The sequence below is a fragment of the Longispora urticae genome, from assembly GCF_053902585.1.
In genome coordinates, this window is sequence record NZ_JAQZSH010000025.1 from 21342 (window position 1) to 43441 (window position 22100).

Here is a 22100-nt window from a genome sequence, read left to right on the forward strand (position 1 = left end):
GTGTCGTGTCCAGAAGCAGAGTGGCCGCGCTCACACTCGCGGCGTTGATTCTCGCCAGTGCGGTCGTCGTCACCGCAATGCCGAGGGCGCGTGGCGTGACCCGACTGTTCCCGGTGACGTTCGCGGCCGGGGGTGTCGACCAGCGCAGGGTCGCCGAGGCGGACGGCAGGGACTGCCCCGACATCGTGGGGTACACGCCGGGGGCCCCGGTCTCCGAACAGGTCCAGGTGGTGCTGAAGGAGTCGGGCTGCCGGCAGGCGCTCCGCGCGGCGTTCACCAGGGGTGGCGACGGCATCGTCGTCACCCTGGCCGCCGTCCGGCTCGGCGATCCGGCCGCCGCCCAGGCGCTGGCCGAGCGGCTCACCCCGTTGCGGCCGGCGTTGAAGGGGCTGGCACTGGGGCCGAGGCGGCTGGGGCCGGACGCGGACAAGTACAAGATCCAGTATTCGGCGGACGGGGACAATGTCGTGGTACCGCCGCAGGTCGTGGGCGCGTGGCTGGTCCTGACCACGGCGACGTACGGCGACGGGCGGGACGACGGGGTGTCCACCGGGCCGCTGCGGGCCGCCAGTGACGCCATCACCTCCTACTTCACCCTTGCCATCAACCAGAGTTGAGGTTTCACACTCGGGGGCGTGAAAAAGGGTCAGCAGAGCACACCCGCTCGGGACTATGGTCGGCCTGTGCCGACTGATGACGTTACTCCCAGGAAACCAGTCCGCTCCTTACACAGTCTCTGGCGTCTCCGGCAGTATGTCGGGCCGTACATCCCGATCATGTCGCTCATGGTGTTCGCCGCGGTGGTCGCCGTCGGGATCAGCATCATGGTCCCGTTGCTGGTCCGGAAGGTGGTCGACGGCCCGATCCGGCACGGCGACTCCGAGGGCCTGCTCTGGCTGGGGCTGCTGGCCCTGGTGTTCGGCCTCGTCGAGTCCGCGCTGATCCTGATCCGCCGGTGGACCCAGTCCGGCGTGACCCTGCGGATCGAGGCCGCGATCCGCTCGGACCTCTACCGGCACCTGCAACGGCTGCCGGTCTCCTTCCACGACCAGTGGCAGTCGGGGCAGCTGTTGTCCCGGGCGACCAGCGATCTGGGGATCATCCGGCGGTTCCTCGGCTTCGGGATCATCTTCCTCGTGGTCAACACCGTCACGTTCGCGACCGTGGCCGTGCTGCTCCTCCAGTTGTACTGGCCGCTGGGCATCGTCGTCGCCCTGTCGGCGATCCCGCTGTTCCTGACCAGCAAGCGCTTCAGCCGGACGTACATCACGATGTCCCGCAAGGTCCAGGACCAGGGCGGCGACCTGGCCACCCTCGTCGAGGAGTCGGCGGTCGGCATCCGTGCGATCAAGTCCTTCGGCCGGCACGCGTTCATGGCCGACCGGTTCGACAAGGCCTCCGGCACGCTGCGCGACACGGCCATCGACCGGGCCAGGATGCTGTCGCGGTTCTCGCCCACGTTCGACTCGGTGTCCGGGGTGACGCTGGGCGTGGTCCTCGTCGCCGGGGTGTACGCGGTCTCCTCCGGCCAGATCACGATCGGCGCCCTGGTCGCGTTCGTGTCCCTGCAGCTCATGCTGGTGTGGCCGATCGAGACGATGGGCTGGATCATCGCGAACGGCCAGGAGGCGATGACCGCGGCCGACCGGCTCTACGACGTGTTCGACACGGAGGCGACCGTGGTGGACCGCCCCGACGCCCGCGAGACCGACCCCGCCGACGTCACCGGCCACCTGCGCTTCGAGGACGTCCGCTTCGGGTACCCGGGCAGCGAGCAGCAGGTGCTGCGCGGCGTGGACCTCGACGTCCGGCCCGGCGAGACGGTGGCCCTGGTCGGGCTGACCGGCTCGGGCAAGACGACCCTGGTCTCCCTGGTCGCCCGGCTGTACGACGTGTCCGCCGGCCGGATCACCCTCGACGGCACGGACATCCGGGACCTGACGCTGGACTCGCTGCGCCGGTCGGTGTCGATGGCGTTCGAGGAGCCGACCCTGTTCTCGATGAGCGTCCGGGAGAACGTGACGCTGGGCGTGCCCGACGCGACCGACGAGGACGTGGCCGAGGCGCTCCGGGTCGCGCAGGCCGAGTTCGTGTACGACCTGCCCTGGGGCCTGGCGACCCGGGTCGGCGAGCAGGGCCTGTCCCTGTCGGGCGGTCAGCGCCAGCGGCTCGCCCTGGCCCGCGCCGTCCTCGGCCGGCCCCGGGTGCTGGTGCTCGACGACCCGCTGTCGGCCCTGGACGTGCACACCGAGGCGCTGGTCGAGGACGCGCTCCGCCAGGTGCTCACCGGCACGACGGCGCTCCTTGTCGTGCACCGGCCGTCGACCGTGGCCCTCGCGGACCGGGTCGCGCTGCTCGCCGAGGGCCGGATCGTCGCCGTCGGCACCCACTCGGAGCTGCTGGCGACGCTCCCGGAGTACCGGGCCGTGCTGGCCTCCACCGCGGACGAGACGGAGAGTGTGCGATGACGGTCGATGTCACCCAGTGGCGCGGGGTCGCCGCCGAGGAGGACGCGGAACGCACCGCCGCCGAGAGCACCGACCGCGAGTCGGTCCGCAAGCTGCGGGCCCGGAGCAAGGTGCTGCTGCGCTCGCTGATCCGCCCGCACCGCAGGATGATCGGGTTCGCCGTCGTGCTGCTGCTCGTGCAGAACTTCGCGGGCATGGCCGGGCCGTACCTGGTGAAGGTCGGGATCGACAACGGCATCCCGCCGCTGGTCCGGGGCGAGGGACCCCGGGCGGTGGTCATGGTCGGGGTGGCGTTCGCGGTCGCCGTGATCCTGGAGTACGCGACGAAGCGCGGCTTCCTGTTCCTGTCCGGCAAGATCGGCCAGTCGATCGTGTTCGACCTGCGCCGCCGGGTGTACACGCACTTCCAGCGGCTGTCGGTCGGCTTCCACGAGAAGTACACGGCGGGACGGGTCATCGCCCGGTCCACCAGCGACGTCGACTCGATCTCCGAGCTGGTGTCCGGCGGCATCGACGACCTGGTGCTCGCGGTCCTGTCCGTGGTCAGCGTCGCCGGCATCCTGATCTGGATGGACTGGCCGCTGGCCCTGGCCACGCTCGGTTCGTTCCCGTTCCTGGTGCTGCTGTCCGCGTGGTTCCAGCGCCAGTCGGTGAAGGCCTACCGGCGGACCCGGGAGAAGATCGCCCTGGTCATCGTCCACTTCGTGGAGTCGATGGGCGGGATCCGCGCGGTGCAGGCGTTCCGGCGCGAGCCCCGCAACCAGCAGATCTTCGACGTGGTGAACGAGGAGTACCGGGAGACCAGCCAGAAGGCGTTCCGGCTGATCGCGATCTACTCGCCCGGCATCCAGCTGATCGGCAACGTGACCACGGCCGTGGTACTCACCTACGGCGGCTACCGGGTTCTGCACGGCCAGGCCGACGTCGGGGTGCTCGCCGCGTTCCTGCTCTACCTGCGCAGGTTCTTCCAGCCGATGCAGGAACTGGCCCAGTTCTACAACTCGCTGCAGTCGGCGACGGCGGCCCTGGAGAAGCTCTCGGGGGTCCTCGACGAGAAGCCCGGCGTGCCCGACCCCGCCGAGCCGACGCCGCTGCCCGAGGCGCACGGCGCGCTGCGGTTCTCGAAGGTCGAGTTCTCCTACCGCCCCGACCGCCCGGTGCTGCACCGCCTCGAACTGGACATCCCGGCCGGCCAGACCGTGGCCGTGGTGGGCGCGACCGGGGCGGGCAAGACCACGATCGCCAAGCTGGTGTCCCGGTTCTACGACCCGACCAGCGGCACGCTCACCCTCGACGGGGTGGACATGCGCCAGCTCGGCACGGAGGACCTGCGCCGCGCGGTGGTGATGGTGACCCAGGAGAACTTCCTGTTCACCGGGTCGATCGCCGACAACATCGCCTTCGGCAAACCGGACGCGACCCGGGCGGAGATCGAGGCGGCGGCCGCGGCGATCGGCGCGGACGCGTTCATCCGGAACATGCCCGACGGGTACGACACCCAGATCCGCAAGCGGGGCGGCCGGCTGTCGGCGGGGCAGCGGCAGCTCGTCGCGTTCGCGCGCGCGTTCCTCGCCGACCCGGCGGTGCTGATCCTCGACGAGGCGACGAGTTCGCTGGACATCCCCAGCGAGCGGGCCGTGCAGCGGGCGCTGCGCACCATCCTCGCGGACCGCACGGCGATCGTGATCGCGCACCGGCTGTCGACGGTGGAGATCGCCGACCGGGTGCTGGTGCTGGAGGCGGGGCGGATCGTGGAGGACGGGTCGCCGGCGGAGCTGATCTCCGACGGTGGCCGGTACGCGACGCTGCACACCCAGTGGGCGGATTCCCTGGTGTAGGGGTGACGTACGGCGCGAGGCCAGGAGAGACAGCTCTCCTGGCCTCGCGCCATTCCGGTCTCACGCGGGCGTCGCGCCCTCGGGGTGCTTCGTGCCGCTGGGGTGCTTCGTGCCGCTGGGGTGCTTCGTGCCGCTGGGGTCAGAAGTCCCCGCCGCCGCCGAAGTCGCCCCCGCCACCCCAGTCGGAGCCGCCACCGCCCCAGTCACCGCCGCCGCCGGAGTCCGACCACGTGCCGACGTCCTGGCCGCCACCCGCGTCGGAGAAGCCGCCCTGGTCCTGGCCGGCGTCGAGCCCGTCCTGGTAGCCGTCCCCGTAGGCGCTGTAGCCCGGGTCCGCGAACGCGGGGCTGAACAGCGCGTCCATGATCAGGATGGTGCCGAGGGTGCCCGCACCGGCCACGAGGGCCGTCTTCCACCACGGGGTCGAGTACCACCCGCCGGGGGCTGGGCGGCCGTTGACCATGCCGCCCGGGTAGTAGTAGGGGGTCTGCTGGCCGTACTGCGGGCCGGCGCGCAGCTTCTCGCCCGCGACGTCGACCTCGCGCTCCTTGGTGATCACGCCGGTGCGCCGCTGGCTGGAGGGCTGCGGCAGCTCGGGGCCGGGATCGTAGCCCAGGCCGATCCGGGCCGCGCGCACGTACATCAGGCCCTCCAGCGCGGTGTCCCCGGCCAGCTCGAACTGGCGGACCGAGTCGGCCCGGGACAGCTGGCTGCCGGACGCGTTGTAGCGCTCGTTGGCGTCGAGCAGGGCCTGGCGGGTCGGGTCGTCCGTGCCGCTCAGGTTCATGACCTGGCCGCCCAGCCGCTCATACCAGCGCTGGGCCTCCTCGCGGGCGTCCGCGAGCTGCTGTTTCTTCCGCTTCCCGAAGATCCACACGAAGCCCCCCACGATCACCGCGAGCAACACCACCGCAATAAGAAGTCCCACTCCTCGAAGGTACCCGAGACATGGTGCATCCTCGGTGAATGGAGATTGTGCTGCTTCTGCTGGGTCTCGCCATCGGTGTCGCGTTGGGCTGGTTCGCCGCCCGGGCCCGGGCCGCCGCGGAGACCGGCCGGCTCGCCGCGGCCCGGGACGGCGAGGGCCGGCTCGAACAGTCGCTGCGGTCCCTGACGGCCGACGCGGCGCGCGCCCAGCGGGAGAGTTTCGCCCATATCGTCGACCCGCTCCGCGAGAGCCTGGCGCGGTACGAGCAGCGGGTCGCCGAGCTCGAACGCGACCGCCTCGACGCGTACGCGCAGCTGCGCACCCAGGTGGGCCACATGGCCATCGTGTCCGACCAGCTGCGCACCGAGACCAGCCAGCTGGTGGCCGCGCTCCGGGCGCCGCAGGTCCGGGGCCGGTGGGGCGAGCACCAGCTGCGCCGGATCGTGGAGGCGGCCGGGCTGCTGGAGCACTGCGACTTCTCCGAGCAGGTCTCGTCGAGTACCGACGCGCGCGGTGTCCGGCCCGACATGGTGGTCCGGCTCGCCGGGGACAAGCAGGTGATCGTGGACGCGAAGGTGCCGTTCAGCGGGTACCTGTCCGCGATGGAGTCCCGCGACGACGCCGAGCGCGCCGGGCACCTGTCCCAGCACGCCCGCCAGCTCCGCGCGCACGTGGACTCGCTGGCCGCGAAGGAGTACTGGTCGGCGTTCGACAACTCGCCCGAGTTCGTGGTGCTGTTCGTGCCCGCCGACGCGTTCCTGGACGCCGCGTTGCAGTACGACCCGGTGCTGCTGGAGCACGCGTTCGCCCGCAACATCGTGCTGGCCACGCCCGCGACGCTGGTGGCGCTCCTGCGCACGATCGCGTACGCGTGGCGGCAGGAGGCGCTCGCCGCGAACGCGATGCACGTGCACCGGGTGGCCAAGGAGCTCTACAGCCGGCTGGCCACGATGGGCAGCCACCTGGGCAAGCTGGGGGCCTCGCTGGGCGGCGCGGTGACGGCGTACAACAAGGCGGTCGGCTCCCTGGAGTCCCGGGTCCTGGTGAGCGCGCGCAAGCTGGCCGACCTCGGGGTCTCCGGCGATGTCCTGGAGACCCCGGCCCAGGTGGAGTCGACGCCGCGCCAGCTCCAGTCGCCCGAGCTGGTGGCCAGCGAGAGCGAGCACCTGATCCCGCTGGAGCGGCGCGCGGAACGCTGAGCGGCTACACCAGAACCGCCCGCCCCGCCCCCAGCTCCAGCCGCCGGGTCACGCCGACGGCCTCAGCGAAGTACGCGTCGTGCGTGACCAGCACCAACGTCCCCTCGAACGCCCGCAACGCCTCCTCGACCACGTCCAACATGTCGAAGTCGAGGTAGTTCGTCGGCTCGTCGAGCAGCAGCACCCGCCCCGGCGTGTTCACCATGACGGCCAACAGCAGCCGGCGCAGCTCCCCCGCCGACAGGGTCCGCAGCGCCGCCCCCCACTCGTCGGGCCCGAACAGGTACCCGGTGAGCAGTGCCTCCGCCTCGTCCACGTACACCGGCACGTGCGCCCGGAAGTAGTCGAGCACGGTCACGTCGGTCCGCAGCTCGTCGTGCACCTGCGGCAGCAGCATGGCCCGGTCCGACTCCAACTGCCGGAGCAGTGTGGTCTTGCCGGCACCGTTCGGACCGGTGACCAGGAGCCTGTCCCCCGGCTCCAGCACGAGGTCCAGGCCCTCGAACAGACCAGGGGCCGCGAGATCCCGGGCGTGCAGCTCCGGCCGCTCCGACGCGGGGAAGGCCAGGGTCAGCGCCGGCCGGGTCGACGGCTCGGCGATCCACCGGGCCGACGTGAGCTGCCGGGTCAGGCGGCGCTGCCGGACGACGGCCTTGCGGGCCACCATCCGGGCGATCCGCCGCTTGTGCGGGGCCCGGGGGTTGGCGATCTCGTTGGCGAGGGACTTCTCCTTCATCTTCGCGATCTCCTCCTCCAGTTTGACCCGGTACTTCTCCTGCGCCTCGTAGTCGAGCAGCAGCCGCTGCCAGCGCCGGGCCTTCTCGGCGCGGTACGCGGTGTAGCCGCCCTCGTACACCTGGAGTTTCTCGTGGATGCCGTCGAGTTCGTAGACCCGGTTGGCGAACGCGTCGAGGAACGCCCGGTCGTGGCTGATCACGAGCACCCCGCCGCCGAACCCCGCGAGGAAGGTCCCCAGCCACGCCGCCCCGGCCGCGTCGAGATGGTTCGTCGGCTCGTCGAGGACCAGCAGGTCGGGCTCCTGGAGCAGCACGCCGGCCAGCATCAGCCGGGCCTGCTCCCCGCCGCTGACCCGCCCGAGCGGCCGGTCGTCGGGCAGGTGGTCGATGCCGAGCCGCTGGCGGACGTCGGTCAGCCGGGCCTCGAAGCCCCAGCCGTCCAGCGCCTCCCAGCGTTCCAGGGCCTCGCCGTAGCCGGTCATGTCCTGGGCCCGCGCGTGCCGGTCGAGCTCCGCCGCCAGCGCACCGAGGTCGCCGCGCAGAAAGGCGCCGACCGTCAGCCCCGGATCCGGTACCTGCTGGGCGAAGTAGCCGAGCCGCAGCCCCGGCGAGTACTCCACGTGGCCGGTCGTCGGCCGTTCCGCCCCGGTCAGGAGCCGGAGCAGCGTGGACTTCCCCGCGCCGTTCGGGCCGACGACGCCGACCCGGTCGCCCCGGCCGAGGGTGAGGTTCAGATCGGTGAACAGGGGCTCACCGTCGAAGGACTTGCTGAGAGAGATGGCTTTTAACAAGGGGAACCTCCGCGCACCGGTACCAGAAAGGGACAGACGGCATGGATGCGCCAGAGGCTGAGAAAAGAGACCTCTAATCCGACAACGTGGCGAGCAGCAACGGCTCAGCGCATCCGGCGGATTACAGGATCAACGGGCCACTCCGATCGGTCGACAACAGGACCCACGGCAACAGTGCCCGGTACCCGTCGGATCGGCAAGTGATTTTCCGCCTTGCAGTTTCCTGCAAGCTCGCCGGACAAAACGGACCGCATCCTGACTCGGTACCCGTCGGCTGGTGTGCTGTTTCCCGGAAGGCAGCCCGTCGCCGAGTTCAACGGGGGGCGACGGGCGGCCGACCGAAACGGGCATTGCCCACCGGGGCCGCGACCGACAGGATTCTCAGTCATGGGGGATCGGAATCAACTGGTGGTGCCACGGACCGTGGTGCCGTCGCTCACCCGGTGGGGCGTGTCCCCCACCGCGGACCTGGTGTTTCGCACGCTGACGGAATGCGGACCGAGCGGGACCGGCGAACTCGGCAGAGCGCTGGGCCTGCCGGCCCGGCGGGTCCGGACCGCGCTCGACGAACTCAACTCCGTCGGGGCGGCCCGCCCCGAGCGAACCGCGTCGCCCACAGGGCCGGTGCAGTTGTGGCGTGGCCGGCAGCCCGAGGCGGTGGTGGTGTCGCTCCAGGAACGCCAAGTCCAGGCCATTCAGGCAAAGCACCTGTTGCGCCGCAGCCTCAGCGGGCTCGACCTGGCCGACATCATGCATCACCCCGACCTTGCCGCACCCGGCTCGGTGCGGGTGTTGGGCGGAACGGCCCGGGTCCGGGCGAGGCTCGGCGAACTGCTGCCGACCATCCGCCGCGAATCCCTGGGAATCACGCCCGAACCCGCGTTGTCGGAGGAGGCGGTCCGGGCTGGCGGCCACCTGGCCCTCGCACTGGCCCGGCGCGGAGTCACCATGCGCAACGTCGGCGTCCCCTCAGGTGTCGGGGACGCGTCCCGAGCCGTAGGGGTGGAACTGGCCTCCGAGGGCGTGACCTTTCGGGAGCTGCCCCAGCTTCCCGCTCGGATCGTCATCGCCGACCGCGAGACCGTCATCCTGCCCATCGATCCAGCCCAAGCCGGCAAGGGCGCGTTGGAAGTGAACGCGCCGGCTGTGGTGGCCCAGTTTGTCGAACTGTTCCACCGGTACTGGGACAGGTCCAGCCTCCCGGAGCCACCCCTGCACCCTGAGATCGTCCTGGGGCCCCGGGAGCAGGCGATCGTCGCTCTCCTCGCCTCCGGACACACCGACGCCAGCGTTTCGGCTCAGCTGGGACTCAGCGTCCGCACCATCGCCTACACCCTGAGCGACCTGATGACCCGCTACGAAGTCCAGAACCGGTTCCAACTCGGCCTGGTACTCGGCGCCCACGGCACCCGGCCCACCACACCCGGCACCGGGCCCACTGCATGATTCTGCAATCTCGCCCGACAAAACGGACCGCATCCTGACCCCGGCGCTCCCACCTGGTGTGCTGTTCCCCGGAAGGCAGCCCGTCGCCAAGTTATACGGGGGGCGACGGGCAGCCGACCGAAAGGACGTTGCCACCCGGGCGCGCCACCGGCAGGATCCTCAGTCATGGGGGATCGGAATCAGCTGGTGGTGCCACGGGTCGCAGTGCCTCCGTTGACGAGGTGGGGTGTTTCTCCCACCGCCGACCTGGTGTTTCGCACCCTGACCGAATGTGGACCGAGCGTGATCGGAGTACTCAGCAGATCTCTGGGCCTACCGGCCAGAAGGGTCCGGACGGCCCTCGACGAACTCAATTCCGTCGGCGCGGCCCGACCCGAGCGGGCGGCCTCGCCCACCGGCCCGGTCCGGGTCTGGCACGGAGGTCAACCCGACGCGGTGGTGACATCGCTGCGCGAGCGCCAGATCGAGGTGGCCCGGGCCAAGCACGAACTCCGCCTGCGGCTCAGCGGTCTCGATCTGGCCGACATCACCCGCCATCCCGACCTGGACGCGGTGGATGCCATCCGCCCGGTGTACGGCCTGGTCAAGGCCCGGGCCCGGCTCGCCGAACTCAGCACCACCGTGCGCACGGAGCAACTCACGTTCAATCCGGAGCCGACGTTCAGCGAGCCCTCGGTCAAGGCCGGGGCGCCCCTCAGCAGGGCCGTCGCCCAACGCGGGGTGTCGATGTCCACGATCGGCGTGCCCTCCGGCCTGGGGGGCGCGTCACGGACTCTGCACCATGAGATGAGCGCGCTCGGCAGGACGTACCGGGAGCTGCCTCAGCTTCCCACCCGGATCATCCTCGTGGACCGCCGCACCGCGATCCTTCCCATCGACCCGGCGAGACCCCGCAACGGAGTGGTCGAGATCTACGCTCCTGCCGTGGTGGACCAACTGGTCGCGCTCTTCTTTCAGTACTGGAGCAAGGCTCAGGCACCGGAGCGACCCTTGACAGCGGACCTACCCCTCTCGCCGCGCGAACAGGCGATCATCGCGCTGCTGACCGCCGGCCAGACCGATGCGGGCACCGCCGCGGAACTCGGCCTCAGCGTGCGGACCATCGCCTACACGCTGAGCGACCTCATGAGCCGCTTCGGTGTGCAGAACAGATTCCAGCTCGGCCTCGTGCTGGGCGCGCAAGGCGCCCGGTCGAGGGAAATCCAGGAGGAACAACAGTGAACGCAAGACTACGGGGGCTCGCGGCTGTCGCGGCCGGACTTCTGCTCGCCGTGGGCCTGGTCGCCCCGGCGACCGCCGGTACCGGCACCCAACCGCCAGCCGACAACGGCCGGTGGCTGACGTGCCCGGCCGGCACCGCGACCACCGGCACGTTCGGCGGTGTGGTGACCTTCGTCGACATCGGGGGAACGAAACACCACTTCGTCGACGGCTACATCAGGCCGTGCACCACGCCGCAGTACCCCGATTCCTTCGCTGTCGTGACCTACGGCCCCCGTTTCGGCGTCGGAAACGCGTACCCCTTCCCGACCACCGGCACGGCGTTCGGGGGCACCCTGACGTCGGTCCCGAACAACTCCGTCGCCGCCTGCCTGATCGCCGGCCCGCTGAGGAGACTCAGTTGCGTGGAGCTCGTCTGGGACAGCGACGGCCTTCCGCAGACGGGGGCGCCGATCAGCGTCGACGACTACCGGGTGCAGGGTTACGGGTACGCCCAGGGCATCGAGGGCCCGCCGGACCCGACGTGCGAATGGTGCCTCGACTCGGCCAATGACTAGCGACAGGCGCCGCTGACCGACGACCGGCTCAGCGGCCCGCGGCCTTCATGTCCCGCTTGAGCTCCTGCGGCAACGAGAACGTCAGGTGCTCCTCGGCGGTGTCGAACTCGGTGACATCCGCGAAACCACGGTCGGCCAGGAACTTCAGCACGTCCATGACCAGCTCGTCGGGCACGGACGCGCCGGAGGTCAGGCCGACCGTGGTCGCGCCCGCCAGCCATTCCTCGCGGATCTCGTGCGCGTAGTCGACCAGGTATCCGGCGCGGGCACCCGCGTCCACGGCCACCTCGACGAGCCGGACGGAGTTCGACGAGTTGGTCGAGCCGACGACGATCACGACGTCGCACTCGGGGGCCAGTTCCTTGACGGCGAGCTGGCGGTTCTGGGTGGCGTAGCAGATGTCGTCCGACGGCGGGGAGACGAGCAGCGGCAGCTTGGTGCGCAGCTTCGCCACGGTCGCCATGGTCTCGTCCACCGACAGGGTGGTCTGGGACAGCCAGACGACGCGGGCCGGGTCGCGGACCTCGACGGCGTCGACCCCGGACGGGCCGTCGACCAGCTGGATGCTGGCGGGGGCCTCGCCCATGGTGCCGATGACCTCTTCGTGGCCCTCGTGGCCGATGAGCACGATGTCGTACCCCTCGGAGGCGAAGCGCTTGGCCTCGTTGTGCACCTTGGTCACGAGGGGGCAGGTGGCGTCGATGGCGCGGAGGTTGCGCTGCCGGGCCTCCTCGTAGACGACGGGGGCCACGCCGTGGGCGGAGAAGATGACCGTCGCGCCCTCGGGGACCTCCTCGTTCTCCTCGACGAAGATGGCACCCTGGTCCTGCAAGGTCTGCACGACATGTCGGTTGTGTACGATTTCCTTGCGCACGTAGATCGGCGCCCCGTACAGAGCGAGGGCCTCCTTGACGGTCTCCACGGCACGGTCCACCCCGGCGCAGTAACCACGGGGCTTGGCGAGCAGGACACGCTTCACAGGATCGGACACCTCCCCATCGTAGGCTTGCTCCATGACCGGACGCAGCGAGGGCATCGACGGCCGCCCTGCCATCGAGCGTAACGAGACCGCGTGACCACGCCCAGGAGCAGCCCGGAGGAACCCTGGCCGGTCCGGGTGGTCAGCAGCAAGGTCGCGGAGTGGATCGCCCGGTTGGGCGCCGTGTGGGTGGATGGCGAGGTGGCCCAGCTCTCCCGCCGCCCCGGTCAGGGGATGGCGTTCCTCACCCTGCGCGACCCGTCCGCCGACATCAGCCTGCAGGTGACCGTCCGCCGGGCCGTCCTCGACGGGTGTGAGCCACCTCTCACCGAGGGCGCGCGGGTGATCGTGCACGCGAAGCCCAACTTCTACGCCGCCCGGGGCACGTTCTCCCTCGCGGCCGACGAGATGCGCCAGGTCGGGCTGGGTGAGCTGCTGGCCCGGCTGGAGAAGCTGAAGAAGCTGCTGGCGGCCGAGGGCCTGTTCGACCGGGCCCGCAAGCGGCGGCTGCCGTTCCTGCCGAACCGGATCGGCCTGATCACCGGGCGGGCCAGCGCGGCGGAGCGCGACGTGCACATGGTCGCCGAGCGGCGCTGGCCGGCCGTGGAGTTCACCACGATCAACACGCCGGTGCAGGGCGGCAGCGCCGTGCCGGCGATCATCGCGGCGTTGAGGACCCTGGACGACGACCCGACCGTGGACGTGATCATCCTGGCCCGGGGCGGCGGCAGCGTCGAGGACCTGTTGCCGTTCTCCGACGAGGCGCTGTGCCGGGCGGTGTTCGCGTGCCGTACCCCCGTGATCTCCGCGATCGGCCACGAGCCGGACACCCCGCTGGTGGACTTCGTGGCCGACGTGCGCGCGGCGACCCCGACCGACGCGGCGAAGCGGGTGGTCCCGGACCTCACCGAGGAGCTGCGCGGCCTGGCCATCGCCCGCACCCGGCTGGACCGGGGCATCGGCACCATGCTCGAACGCGAGCAGCACCGGATCACGGCGCTGCGGTCCCGGCCGGTCCTGGCCCGGCCCGAGGTGATCGTGGACGCCCGGCAGTCCGACGTCGACGGGCTGCGGAACAGGGCGGCCCGGGTGCTGGCGCACCGGATCGACGGCGCGCGCAACGAGCTGGGCCACACCCTGGCCCGGCTGCGGGCGTTGTCCCCGGCGGCGACCCTGCAACGGGGGTACGCGATCGTCCAGCGCGCCGACGGCCACGTCGTGCGCGCACCCGACGAGGTGGGGGCGGGCGACCGGCTCCGGATCAGACTCAACGAAGGCGAACTGGCCGCGAAGGTGGAGAAATGACAGCGAAGCCCAGCTACGAGGAGGCCCGGGCCGAGCTCGCCCAGGTCGTGGAGCAGTTGGAGGCCGGCGGGGCGAGCCTGGAGGAGTCACTCGCCCTGTGGGAGCGGGGCGAGAAGCTGGCGACGGTGTGCCAGGAGTGGCTGGACGGCGCGCGGGAGCGGCTCGACGCGGCCCGGCGCGCGACGGACTGACTACTTCAGCGAGCTAGCGAACTCGACGAGTACCGCGTCCGGGGCCTGGCCGGCGAGCACGATCGTCCGGCCGGTCTCGGCGAGGGCGAGCGCGCGCACGCCCTTCGTGCCCGTGTACAGGCTCCACGTCCGCCCGTTGATCTCCGCCGTGCCCTGGACGGTCGCGCCGCCGACGGCACCCTTGACGACGCCCTCCGCCGGCGCGCCCGACTCGGTGAGCTGCAGGAACTCCCCGTCCGGCCCGGCGTACCCGATCCGGAGCACCAGGTGCCCGTCCTGCTGGGCGACCTTGGCGGTGGACACGTGCCAGCCGGCCGGCACCGCAGAGGGCGCCCACACCTGGTACGCGGCGCGCGCCCGGGCGTCGGCCACCACCGGGTCCGGATCGACGGTCGTCGGGGACTCCCCGCCCAGGAGCCGCCAGAGTGCCAGCATCAGGACGATGGGGATGAGCAGGGCCAGCATGGAGTACGCCAGGTCCTTGGCGCCGCGCGTCTTGCGGGCCTCCTTGGCCGGCGCGGCCGACTCGCCAGAGAAGATGCTCACGCCAACATCCTCCCCGATGACCCATGTCACGGGCCGACCAGGGCAACATGAAAAGATTCAGGCTGCATCGCTCGGCCGCTCCACCGCCCCGGCTTACCCGCCTGGTGGTGTCGCGGCTGCACCCGTCGACGAGGAGGACACCGATGTCCGGAGCCCGCCGTACCGAGGAGCTTGACCGCAACCTCGCCCTGGACCTGGTCCGCGTGACCGAGGCCGCCGCCATGGCCGCCGGCCGTTGGGTCGGAAGAGGCGACAAGGAGGGCGGCGACGGTGCCGCCGTGGACGCGATGCGGCTGCTGATCAACTCGGTGCCGATGCGCGGGGTCGTGGTGATCGGCGAGGGCGAGAAGGACAACGCCCCGATGCTGTTCAACGGGGAGCACGTCGGCGACGGGACCGGCGCCGAGGTCGACGTCGCCGTGGACCCGGTCGACGGCACCACCCTGATGGCGAAGGGCATGCCCAACTCCATCGCGGTGCTGGCCGTCACCGAGCGGGGCGCGATGTTCGACCCGTCGGCGGTCTTCTACATGGACAAGATCGCGGTGGGCCCGGACGCGGCCGACGTCATCGACATCACCGCGCCCGTCGCGGAGAACCTGCGCCGGATCGCCAAGGCGAAGAAGGGCAGCCTGTCGGACGTCACGGTGTGCATCCTCGACCGCCCCCGGCACGAGAAGCTCGTCGAGGAGGTCCGCGCGACCGGCGCCCGGATCCGGTTCATCTCCGACGGTGACGTGGCCGGCGCGATCAGCGCCGCGCGGGAGGGCAGCGAGGTCGACGTGCTGCTCGGCATCGGCGGCACCCCGGAGGGCATCATCGCGGCCGTCGCGCTCAAGTGCCTCGGCGGCGCGATGCAGGGCATGCTGTGGCCGCGCGACGACGACGAGCGCCAGAAGGCCATCGACGCCGGCCACGACCTGGACCGGGTCCTGAACCTGGACGACCTGGTCAGCGGCGACAACATGTTCTTCTGCGCGACCGGGGTGACGACGGGTGACCTGCTCAAGGGCGTGCGCTACAAGGCCGGCGGGGCCTACACCCAGTCGATCGTGATGCGCTCGAAGTCGGGCACGACCCGCGTGATCGACTCCTACCACCGCCTGGAGAAGCTCCGCTCCTACTCCCTGGTCGACTTCGACGGCTCCTAGTGGGTGGGCCTTCTGGGAGCGGCGATGCGCGCGTTGTCGGCACGCCCGCATACAACGCCGGTATGCGGGCGCACCTCCGCCTCCGCCTCCCCGCTCTCAGAAGGCCAAGGCGTTAGATCAAGAGCGCAGATCAACGGCTTCATGTAGTTACGAGTGGGGCTGCGGCCTGCATGTGAAGGCTGGAGCCCAGCAGGTGGCTCCGTCGTGAACACTGCCGTGGGACCGAGCGCAGGCACCCCCGCCCGGGGTCCTCAGTAGGCCGACACCGAGGCCGGTGCGCGTTCCGTCCGGGACAGCGCCCGCAGCACCGCCACCGGCCCGTTCCGCACCGTCGAGTACCGCAGCAGGCGGTGCAGCACCGCGTCCGTGACGTCCGCCGGGAACTCCGGGGTGGGCACGCCGAGGCTGTGCGCCAGGTCGTCGGTGTGGACGACGACCTCGATGAGCCGGCTGGTCAGCAGGTCGTCCAGGGTGAGCGCGTGGTTCCCGAACAGGTCGACCCAGCGGTGCGGGTCCTCGGCGGGCAGGACCACGGCGAGGCTGTCGAGCGCACCGGCCACTGTGGACGCCAGCACCTCCGGCCCGACGGCCGCCACCTCCTCCGCGCGGGCCCGGATCGCCTGGTGCACGGCCGAGTCCAGCCCCTCGTCGCCCTTGCCCCGCGCGCCCTGGAGGTGCCACTGGTCGAGGCTCATCCGGGGCGTGGCGTCGTCGAGTGGCACGGCGAGGAACCGTTCGACGTTGAGGATCTGGCGGCCGAGGTGCCCGGCGAGTCCGCCGATCCGGAACTCGGCGAGCGCACTGGGCTCGTCCCACCGTTCCGCGAGTTCCGGCGACCCGAGCAGTCCGTGGGCGACCCACCCGGCGGCGACGAACCGATCATGTCCCATCCGGCGACGATAGCCGGTCGCCGGGACGTCGGCCCGCGTCTGCTGTGGCGGCATCAGGTCAGGCGGCGCCCCACGAGGGCGGCGGGCACACCCTGCCGCAGCGGTCATCGCGACGGCGGCGGCTCCGGGGAGTCGCCGCCGTCCCGGGAGCTAGAGGGCCGCCGCGGCCTTCTGGATGGCCGTGCTGAACCGGGAGACCTGGGTGTAGACGCCGGGGAAGCCGGCCCGGGCGCACCCCTCGCCCCAGCTCACGATCCCCACCTGCCGCCACTGCCCGGCCGCGTCCCGGCGCACCAGGGGCCCGCCCGAGTCGCCCTGGCACGAGTCGACCCCGCCCGTGTCCATCCGCCCGGCGCAGATCATGTCCGCGGCGACGAAGCCGTAGCCCGCTTTCCGGTACGCGTCCCCGCACACCGCGTCGGACACGAACGGGACCTGGACCTTGCGCAGCGTGGCCGTCCCCGAGCCGCCCTCCCGGGTGGACCCCCAGCCGACCACGGTGAACGTCCCGGAGTCCGTACCGGCGTCGGTCGCGATCGGCAGGGTCGGCGCGTTGAGCGGACGGGCGAGCCGGACCAGGGCCCAGTCGTTGCCCCGGGTCACGTCGGCGAACCCGTCGGCGCGCCGGACATGGGTGGAGCGGACCCGCTGGGTCGGGTGGTACCGGTCCAGCCCCGTGGTGACCTCGATGGAGGAGTCGGCGCCGCTCCGGCCGACGCAGTGCGCGGCGGTGAGGACCACGGTGGGGCTGTAGAGCGCGCCGCCGCAGCCGACGGACAGGTGCACGGTCCAGGGGAACTCGCCCGCGCGCGCCGCGGTACCCCCCACGATCTCGGGGTCGTCGGCGGACTTGTCGGTGTTCGCCGCAGCCGGGCTGACCGGCAGCGCGAGGCTGGTGGCGAGGACTACCAGGAGCAGGTACCAGCGACGCCGCATGAGAAGCCTCCCTTGCCAGACAATCAGGACAAGGGAAAGTCTATGAACATATTTCGCCCAATGCGGCATTCTAGGAAAGTCGAGTCCCCGACATGACGGGAACACGCCCCGGCCGGCGGGCGGCGGAAGGCTCCGTGCGGGAAGTGGCGTGCCGCGAAAAACCGACCCGGAGGTCTCCCCACCCGCAAGACGAAGGGCCCGCTCGCCATTCGAACGGGCCCCGCGCAATAGACAGTTCTAGTACCAGCCGGTCGCCTTCGAATGCGACCACGCGCCGCACGGGTTGCCGTACCGGCCCTTGATGTAGCCGAGGCCCCAGCGGATCTGCGTTTCCGCGCTGGTCTGCCAGTCGGCGCCGGCCGAGGCCATCTTGCTGCCGGGCAGGGCCTGCGGGATGCCGTACGCGCCGGAGGAGCTGTTCTTCGCGGCCGTGTTCCAGCCGCTCTCCTTCTTCCACAGGCTGGCGAGGCACGGCATCTGGTCGAGCCCGAAGCCGGCGGCCAGCAGCAGGGCGCACCCGGCGGCCTGGTTGCCGGTGTACTCCGAGCACGAGGCCGGGATCGGACCGTCGTACGGCTTCGGCACGCCCGGGGTGGGGGTCGCCGAGGCCTTGGCGGCCTGGGCGTCGGCGTTCTTGGCGGCGTCGGCGATCGCCTTGCCCGCCGCGTCGGCCTTGCCCTTCGCCTCGGTCTCGGCCGCCGCCTTGCGGACGGCGTCGCGGCTGGCCCGGTCGATCTCGCCGGTGCGCTGCCGGTCGTCCTGGAGTTGGGACGTGGCCGCGACGAGGGTGTCGTTGGCCGTCCGCTTGCTCTCGCGCTCACGGTTGGCGAGGCTCATGTAGCCGCCGCCGATGAGGGCCAGAACGAGGACGAGGCTCGCGAGGATTCGGATCGCTCCGCGTTGCACGCGCGAACTTCCTTCCATCGGGGACACACTTGTCAGTGGCTCACTCTGACGCACGCCGGCCGCGGACACCAGTCCGCGGCCGGGTAAATGTGCTCCAGCTCACACTACTTTGAGTTACTCATCTATCACCCGGGCAGGTCCTCCAGCAGGTCAGTGACCACCTCGGCGATCTGCGAGCGCTCGGACCGCGTGAGCGTGACGTGCGCGAACAGCGGATGTCCCTTGAGGGCCTCGATCACGGCGGTGACGCCGTCGTGCCGGCCGACCCGGAGGTTGTCACGCTGAGCCACATCGTGGGTGAGCACGACCTTCGATCCCGTGCCGATCCGCGACAGGACGGTCAGCAGCACGTTGCGCTCCAGGGACTGCGCCTCGTCCACGATCACGAACGCGTCGTGCAGCGAACGGCCCCGGATGTGGGTCAGCGGCAGCACCTCGAGCATGCCCCGCGACATCACCTCGTCGAGCACGTTCTCGTGGCACACGGAGCCGAGGGTGTCGAAGACGGCCTGCGCCCACGGCGACATCTTCTCCGACTCGGAACCGGGGAGGTAGCCCAGTTCCTGGCCACCCACCGCGTACAGCGGGCGGAAGACGATCACCTTCTTGTGGCGGTGCCGCTCCAGGGTCTGCTCCAGACCGGCGCAGAGGGCCAGGGCCGACTTCCCCGTGCCGGCGCGGCCGCCGAGGGACACGATGCCCACCGACTCGTCCAGCAGCAGGTCGAGCGCGACCCGCTGTTCGGCGGACCGGCCGTGCAGGCCGAAGACCTCGCGGTCACCCCGCACCAGGCGCACCGACTTGTCCGGCTGCACCCGGCCGAGCGCGGAGCCCCGGGGCGAGTGCAGAACCAGCCCCGTGTGGCAGGGCAGGCCCTGGGCCTCGGCTATGTCGACGCTCTCGCCGCCGTACAGCTGCTTGACCTCCTCCTCGGACACTTCCAGGTCCGACATGCCCGTCCATGTTGGATCAGAGGCCTGCCCGTGCCTGTACTCGTCCGCCGGCAGACCGACCGCAGCCGCCTTCACCCGCAGCGGCATGTCCTTCGTGACCAGCACGACGTCCTTCTTCTCCGCGAGCAGGCTCAGCGCCACCGCGAGGATCCGGACGTCGTTGCTGTCTGCCCTCAACCCCGGCGGCAGCACCGTGGGATCGGAGTGGTTCAGCTCGACGACCAGCGTGCCACCGACGTCGTTGACCGAGAGGGGCTGGTCAAGCCGCGCATGCTGGATGCGCAGGTCGTCGAGGAACCGCAGGGACTGTCGGGCGAACCAGCCGAGCTCCGGGTGGTGCCGCTTGGCCTCCAGCTCGGAAATCACCACGAGCGGGATGACGACCTCATGCTCGGCGAAGCGCAGGAACGCCGCCGGGTCAGAGAGCAGAACCGAAGTGTCAAGGACGAAAGTGCGTCGTGTGCTCACTCAGGCCTCCTGGATGACCCGGGCGCACCCCGGAGTCACATTATCGACGGTAGCCCCGAAAGTCCCCGACAGCTAGTCACGACGCGGTCAGGATTGAGTCATTCGCCGGCAGAATTGCAGGTCAGCCGCCAAAACGGCGCTGTCGGTCCGCGTAGGACCGCAGGGCCCGCAAAAAGTCCACATGCCGGAAGTCGGGCCAGTTGGCCTCGTGGAAATAAAACTCGGAATAGGCGGACTGCCAGAGAAGAAATCCCGACATGCGCTGTTCACCGCTCGTACGGATGACGAGGTCGGGGTCGGGTTGGCCCTTGGTGTACATGTGCTCGGAGATGTGGTCGACGTCCAGCAGCTCGGCGAGCTCCTCGATGGTCGTACCGGCCTCGGCGTGCTGCTGGAGGAGCGCGCGCACGGCGTCGGCGATCTCCTGGCGCCCGCCGTACCCCACGGCGAGGTTGACCTGCGCGCCCGCGTCCCGGCCGACGGTGCGTTCCTCGGCGGCCTTGAGCGCCTGGGCGAGCTGGGCGGGGAGGATGTCGCGGTTGCCGACGACGCGCAGCCGCCACGGGTTGCCCTCGTCGGCGAGGTCGGTGGCCAGATCCTCGATGATCCGGACCAGCGGGTCGAGCTCGACGGCCGGCCGGTTGAGGTTGTCCGTGGACAGCAGGAACAGGGTGACGACCTCGATGCCGGCCTCGTCGCACCAGCGGATCAGATTCTCGATCTTGGCCGCGCCCACCCGGTGGCCGTCGTTCGGGTCGACGTAGCCCATTTCCCGGGCCCACCGCCGGTTGCCGTCGACCATGACCCCGACATGGCGGGGGTGCGGCTTATTGGCGAGTTTACCGACCAATAGCCGCTCATAGAAGGAATAGACCAGACTCCGTACACCCACGCCCGCAGCCTAAACCCGGAGGACCGGCCCGGGGTAGTCCGGGCCGGAACCTCCACGGTTTCTCCGCTTTCTCCGACAGGCGGCCGCGCGTCTTGCTAGTGCGGCCGCCTCGTCCGACCGATGCGGACCACTCATCCGAACGGCGCGGGCCGAGCATCCGAACGACGCGGACCGTTCGGCGTCAGGCCAGTCCGCGCGCCTGGAACGCGGCCTTCACCGAGTTCGCCGCCGCGGTCCCGTACAGGGCCTGGGCCGCCGCGATGGTCCTGGTCGCCGCCGCCGGCATGGTGGTGGTCGGCGAGATGGTGAAGTGCGCCTCCAGGATCACCCGGTCGGCGGCGGTACGGCCGAGCGCGGTGTTGATGTCCATCAGCGCGCGGGACCAGATCTCGCCGTCGTCGTGCACCTCGCCGGCGAGGTCGGCCGGGTACACCTTGGTGCCGTCGGTGCGGCGCAGGCAGTGCGGGGTGGTCGAGGTGTAGGAGACCGCGTCCCAGTCGGCGATGCACGCCCACGGGGTGGTCGCGGTGTTCGGGCTGACCGGCTGGCCCATGGTGTAGGCCCAGTAGTCGCCGAAGCCCTCGCCGATCGCGCCGCCGTCGTCACTGGAGCCGAAGTTGGGCACCTGCGCGTCCTGGATCGCGTGGCCGTACTCGTGCCAGATCACCTCGGCGTCCTCGGCGTCGTCCACGCCGCCGGTGCCGAACGTGATCTTGTCCTTGGCCGGGTCGTAGAAGGAGTTGTCCGCCGTCAGTCCGGTGGTCTGGTAGTCCTGCGACTCGTTGTTGACGTTCGCGAACCCGAGACTCTGGATGTACTCCTGCGCCGAGGTGATGTGGAAGTAGCCCTGGACCTGGGCGAACCCGGCCTGGGTACGGTCGAAGGAGTAGGTGCCCGAGGTGGACGCCACCGGCTTCTTGCTCACGTTGTTGGCGTACCCGCCGACGAGCTTGTTCTTCGCGTAGAGCCCGGTGAGCGTGACCGTCTTGTAGGTGAACGCGGAGTTCGCGCTGTTGTCCTTCAGGTTCGAGTTCTGCTGGCTGACGACCGGGTTGGGCAGGAACACCTTGCCGGTACCCGTCTCGTGCTTGACCAGGTTCGTCGTGGACAGCACCGCGCCGCTCTCCGCGTCGACCAGGGTGCTGACCGACCCGCCGTCGGGCTCGGTGTGCACCTGCCAGGCCAGCTTGGCGCTGTCGCCGGGCAGCACGACCAGCCGGGAGCGGTAGGCGCCCCCACCGGTCCGCTGGGCCGCCGAGGCGTCCGCCTTGTCCGCGGTGACCTTCGCGCCCCGCAGGCCGCGAGCGAGGCCCCCGACGGCCTTGCGCCCGTCGTCCACGGTGACCGCGCCGCTCGCCCGGTCGACGTGCTTACCGTAGAAGCCGCCGAGGACCGGGTGGCCGTCGAAGGTCTGCTCGTACCAGTAGTGCGTGCCGAGGAGGGACTCCTGCACCGAGACGAGCCGGAGCCCCTCGGCCGCGGGCTCGGACTGGGCGGGCGTGGCGGCGAAGACGGCGACGAGCGCCGCGCTCACCCCCAACGTGCACAAGCGACGGACTGGGATGGCGAAGGACTTCAACGGGCACCTCCGGCTGAATGAGATATGGCCGGAAGGCTAGCCGTCAGTGGCCGGCCGGGGGAAGAGATTCTGTCCCATGAATGCTTAAGGGCAGGAAAAATCTCGCGCACACGGGCTTA

Annotated in this window: 20 protein-coding genes; 10 read left to right on the forward strand and 10 right to left on the reverse strand. The window is 70.7% G+C overall.

Going from position 1 to position 22100, the window contains the following annotated elements:
• Positions 1–5 precede the first annotated feature (5 nt).
• The 3 genes from PT931_RS15580 to PT931_RS15590 all read left to right on the forward strand — a co-directional run bounded on the left by PT931_RS15580 (position 6) and on the right by PT931_RS15590 (position 4306).
• Entirely contained in the window at positions 6–617 is a 612-nt protein-coding gene (locus PT931_RS15580) for a hypothetical protein (RefSeq protein WP_456246456.1), read from the forward strand.
• A 159-nt stretch (positions 618–776) separates the two neighbouring features.
• Positions 777–2468: an ABC transporter ATP-binding protein gene (locus PT931_RS15585; RefSeq protein WP_456246457.1), complete on the forward strand. Its 1692-nt coding sequence runs from the start codon at positions 777–779 to the stop codon at positions 2466–2468.
• Complete coding sequence (locus PT931_RS15590) at positions 2465–4306, forward strand: ABC transporter ATP-binding protein (RefSeq protein ID WP_456246458.1); 1842 nt, start codon at positions 2465–2467, stop codon at positions 4304–4306. The genes PT931_RS15585 and PT931_RS15590 overlap by 4 nt, the downstream gene beginning before the upstream one ends.
• A 139-nt stretch (positions 4307–4445) precedes the next feature.
• Here PT931_RS15590 and PT931_RS15595 read toward each other — a convergent pair whose 3' ends face one another.
• A complete protein-coding gene (locus tag PT931_RS15595; RefSeq protein WP_456246459.1) occupies positions 4446–5234 on the reverse strand; it encodes a hypothetical protein in 789 nt (262 codons plus the stop codon).
• A 38-nt stretch (positions 5235–5272) separates the two neighbouring features.
• Between PT931_RS15595 and PT931_RS15600 the strand changes: the two genes are divergently transcribed.
• Positions 5273–6433 (forward strand): DNA recombination protein RmuC, encoded by a 1161-nt coding sequence (locus PT931_RS15600; RefSeq protein ID WP_456246460.1) that lies wholly within the window; start codon positions 5273–5275, stop codon positions 6431–6433.
• Between the two features lie 4 nt (positions 6434–6437).
• On the opposite strand, the gene PT931_RS15605 is transcribed toward PT931_RS15600, so the two are convergent.
• Complete coding sequence (locus tag PT931_RS15605; protein ID WP_456246461.1) at positions 6438–7961, reverse strand: ABC-F family ATP-binding cassette domain-containing protein; 1524 nt, start codon at positions 7959–7961, stop codon at positions 6438–6440.
• A 387-nt stretch (positions 7962–8348) separates the two neighbouring features.
• Between PT931_RS15605 and PT931_RS15610 the strand changes: the two genes are divergently transcribed.
• From PT931_RS15610 to PT931_RS15620, 3 genes are all read left to right on the forward strand, one after another.
• Positions 8349–9407 (forward strand): LuxR C-terminal-related transcriptional regulator, encoded by a 1059-nt coding sequence (locus tag PT931_RS15610; protein WP_456246462.1) that lies wholly within the window; start codon positions 8349–8351, stop codon positions 9405–9407.
• A gap of 282 nt (positions 9408–9689) precedes the next feature.
• Positions 9690–10628, forward strand: a complete 939-nt coding sequence (locus PT931_RS15615) for a LuxR C-terminal-related transcriptional regulator (protein ID WP_456246463.1) — start codon at positions 9690–9692, stop codon at positions 10626–10628.
• Positions 10625–11185 (forward strand): hypothetical protein, encoded by a 561-nt coding sequence (locus PT931_RS15620; RefSeq protein ID WP_456246464.1) that lies wholly within the window; start codon positions 10625–10627, stop codon positions 11183–11185. The genes PT931_RS15615 and PT931_RS15620 overlap by 4 nt, the downstream gene beginning before the upstream one ends.
• Positions 11186–11213: 28 nt before the next feature.
• Here PT931_RS15620 and PT931_RS15625 read toward each other — a convergent pair whose 3' ends face one another.
• Positions 11214–12200, reverse strand: coding sequence for a 4-hydroxy-3-methylbut-2-enyl diphosphate reductase (locus tag PT931_RS15625; RefSeq protein WP_456246465.1), 987 nt, complete (start codon positions 12198–12200; stop codon positions 11214–11216).
• Between the two features lie 57 nt (positions 12201–12257).
• On the opposite strand from PT931_RS15625, the gene xseA reads away from it, so the two are divergent.
• Both xseA and PT931_RS15635 read left to right on the forward strand, forming a co-directional pair.
• Positions 12258–13469 (forward strand): exodeoxyribonuclease VII large subunit, encoded by a 1212-nt coding sequence (xseA, locus tag PT931_RS15630; RefSeq protein ID WP_456246466.1) that lies wholly within the window; start codon positions 12258–12260, stop codon positions 13467–13469.
• Positions 13466–13660, forward strand: a complete 195-nt coding sequence (locus PT931_RS15635; RefSeq protein ID WP_363730503.1) for an exodeoxyribonuclease VII small subunit — start codon at positions 13466–13468, stop codon at positions 13658–13660. The genes xseA and PT931_RS15635 overlap by 4 nt, the downstream gene beginning before the upstream one ends.
• On the opposite strand, the gene PT931_RS15640 is transcribed toward PT931_RS15635, so the two are convergent.
• Positions 13661–14206 (reverse strand): DUF4245 domain-containing protein, encoded by a 546-nt coding sequence (locus PT931_RS15640; RefSeq protein ID WP_456246467.1) that lies wholly within the window; start codon positions 14204–14206, stop codon positions 13661–13663. It abuts the gene before it with no gap.
• 143 nt (positions 14207–14349) lie between these two features.
• Here PT931_RS15640 and glpX point away from each other — a divergent pair, with 143 nt between their 5' ends.
• Positions 14350–15357, forward strand: coding sequence for a class II fructose-bisphosphatase (gene glpX / locus PT931_RS15645; protein WP_456246468.1), 1008 nt, complete (start codon positions 14350–14352; stop codon positions 15355–15357).
• A gap of 251 nt (positions 15358–15608) precedes the next feature.
• On the opposite strand, the gene PT931_RS15650 is transcribed toward glpX, so the two are convergent.
• The 6 genes from PT931_RS15650 to PT931_RS15675 all read right to left on the reverse strand — a co-directional run bounded on the left by PT931_RS15650 (position 15609) and on the right by PT931_RS15675 (position 21936).
• Positions 15609–16247, reverse strand: a complete 639-nt coding sequence (locus PT931_RS15650) for a maleylpyruvate isomerase N-terminal domain-containing protein (RefSeq protein ID WP_456246469.1) — start codon at positions 16245–16247, stop codon at positions 15609–15611.
• 150 nt (positions 16248–16397) lie between these two features.
• Positions 16398–17183: a S1 family peptidase gene (locus PT931_RS15655; RefSeq protein ID WP_456246470.1), complete on the reverse strand. Its 786-nt coding sequence runs from the start codon at positions 17181–17183 to the stop codon at positions 16398–16400.
• 237 nt (positions 17184–17420) lie between these two features.
• Positions 17421–18107, reverse strand: a complete 687-nt coding sequence (locus PT931_RS15660) for an aggregation-promoting factor C-terminal-like domain-containing protein (RefSeq protein ID WP_456246471.1) — start codon at positions 18105–18107, stop codon at positions 17421–17423.
• Positions 18108–18214: 107 nt separating this feature from the next.
• Positions 18215–19510 (reverse strand): PhoH family protein, encoded by a 1296-nt coding sequence (locus PT931_RS15665; protein WP_456246472.1) that lies wholly within the window; start codon positions 19508–19510, stop codon positions 18215–18217.
• A gap of 121 nt (positions 19511–19631) precedes the next feature.
• Entirely contained in the window at positions 19632–20402 is a 771-nt protein-coding gene (locus tag PT931_RS15670; protein WP_456246473.1) for an isoprenyl transferase, read from the reverse strand.
• Between the two features lie 181 nt (positions 20403–20583).
• Positions 20584–21936: a M4 family metallopeptidase gene (locus PT931_RS15675; RefSeq protein ID WP_456246474.1), complete on the reverse strand. Its 1353-nt coding sequence runs from the start codon at positions 21934–21936 to the stop codon at positions 20584–20586.
• Between the last annotated feature and the right edge of the window lie 164 nt (positions 21937–22100).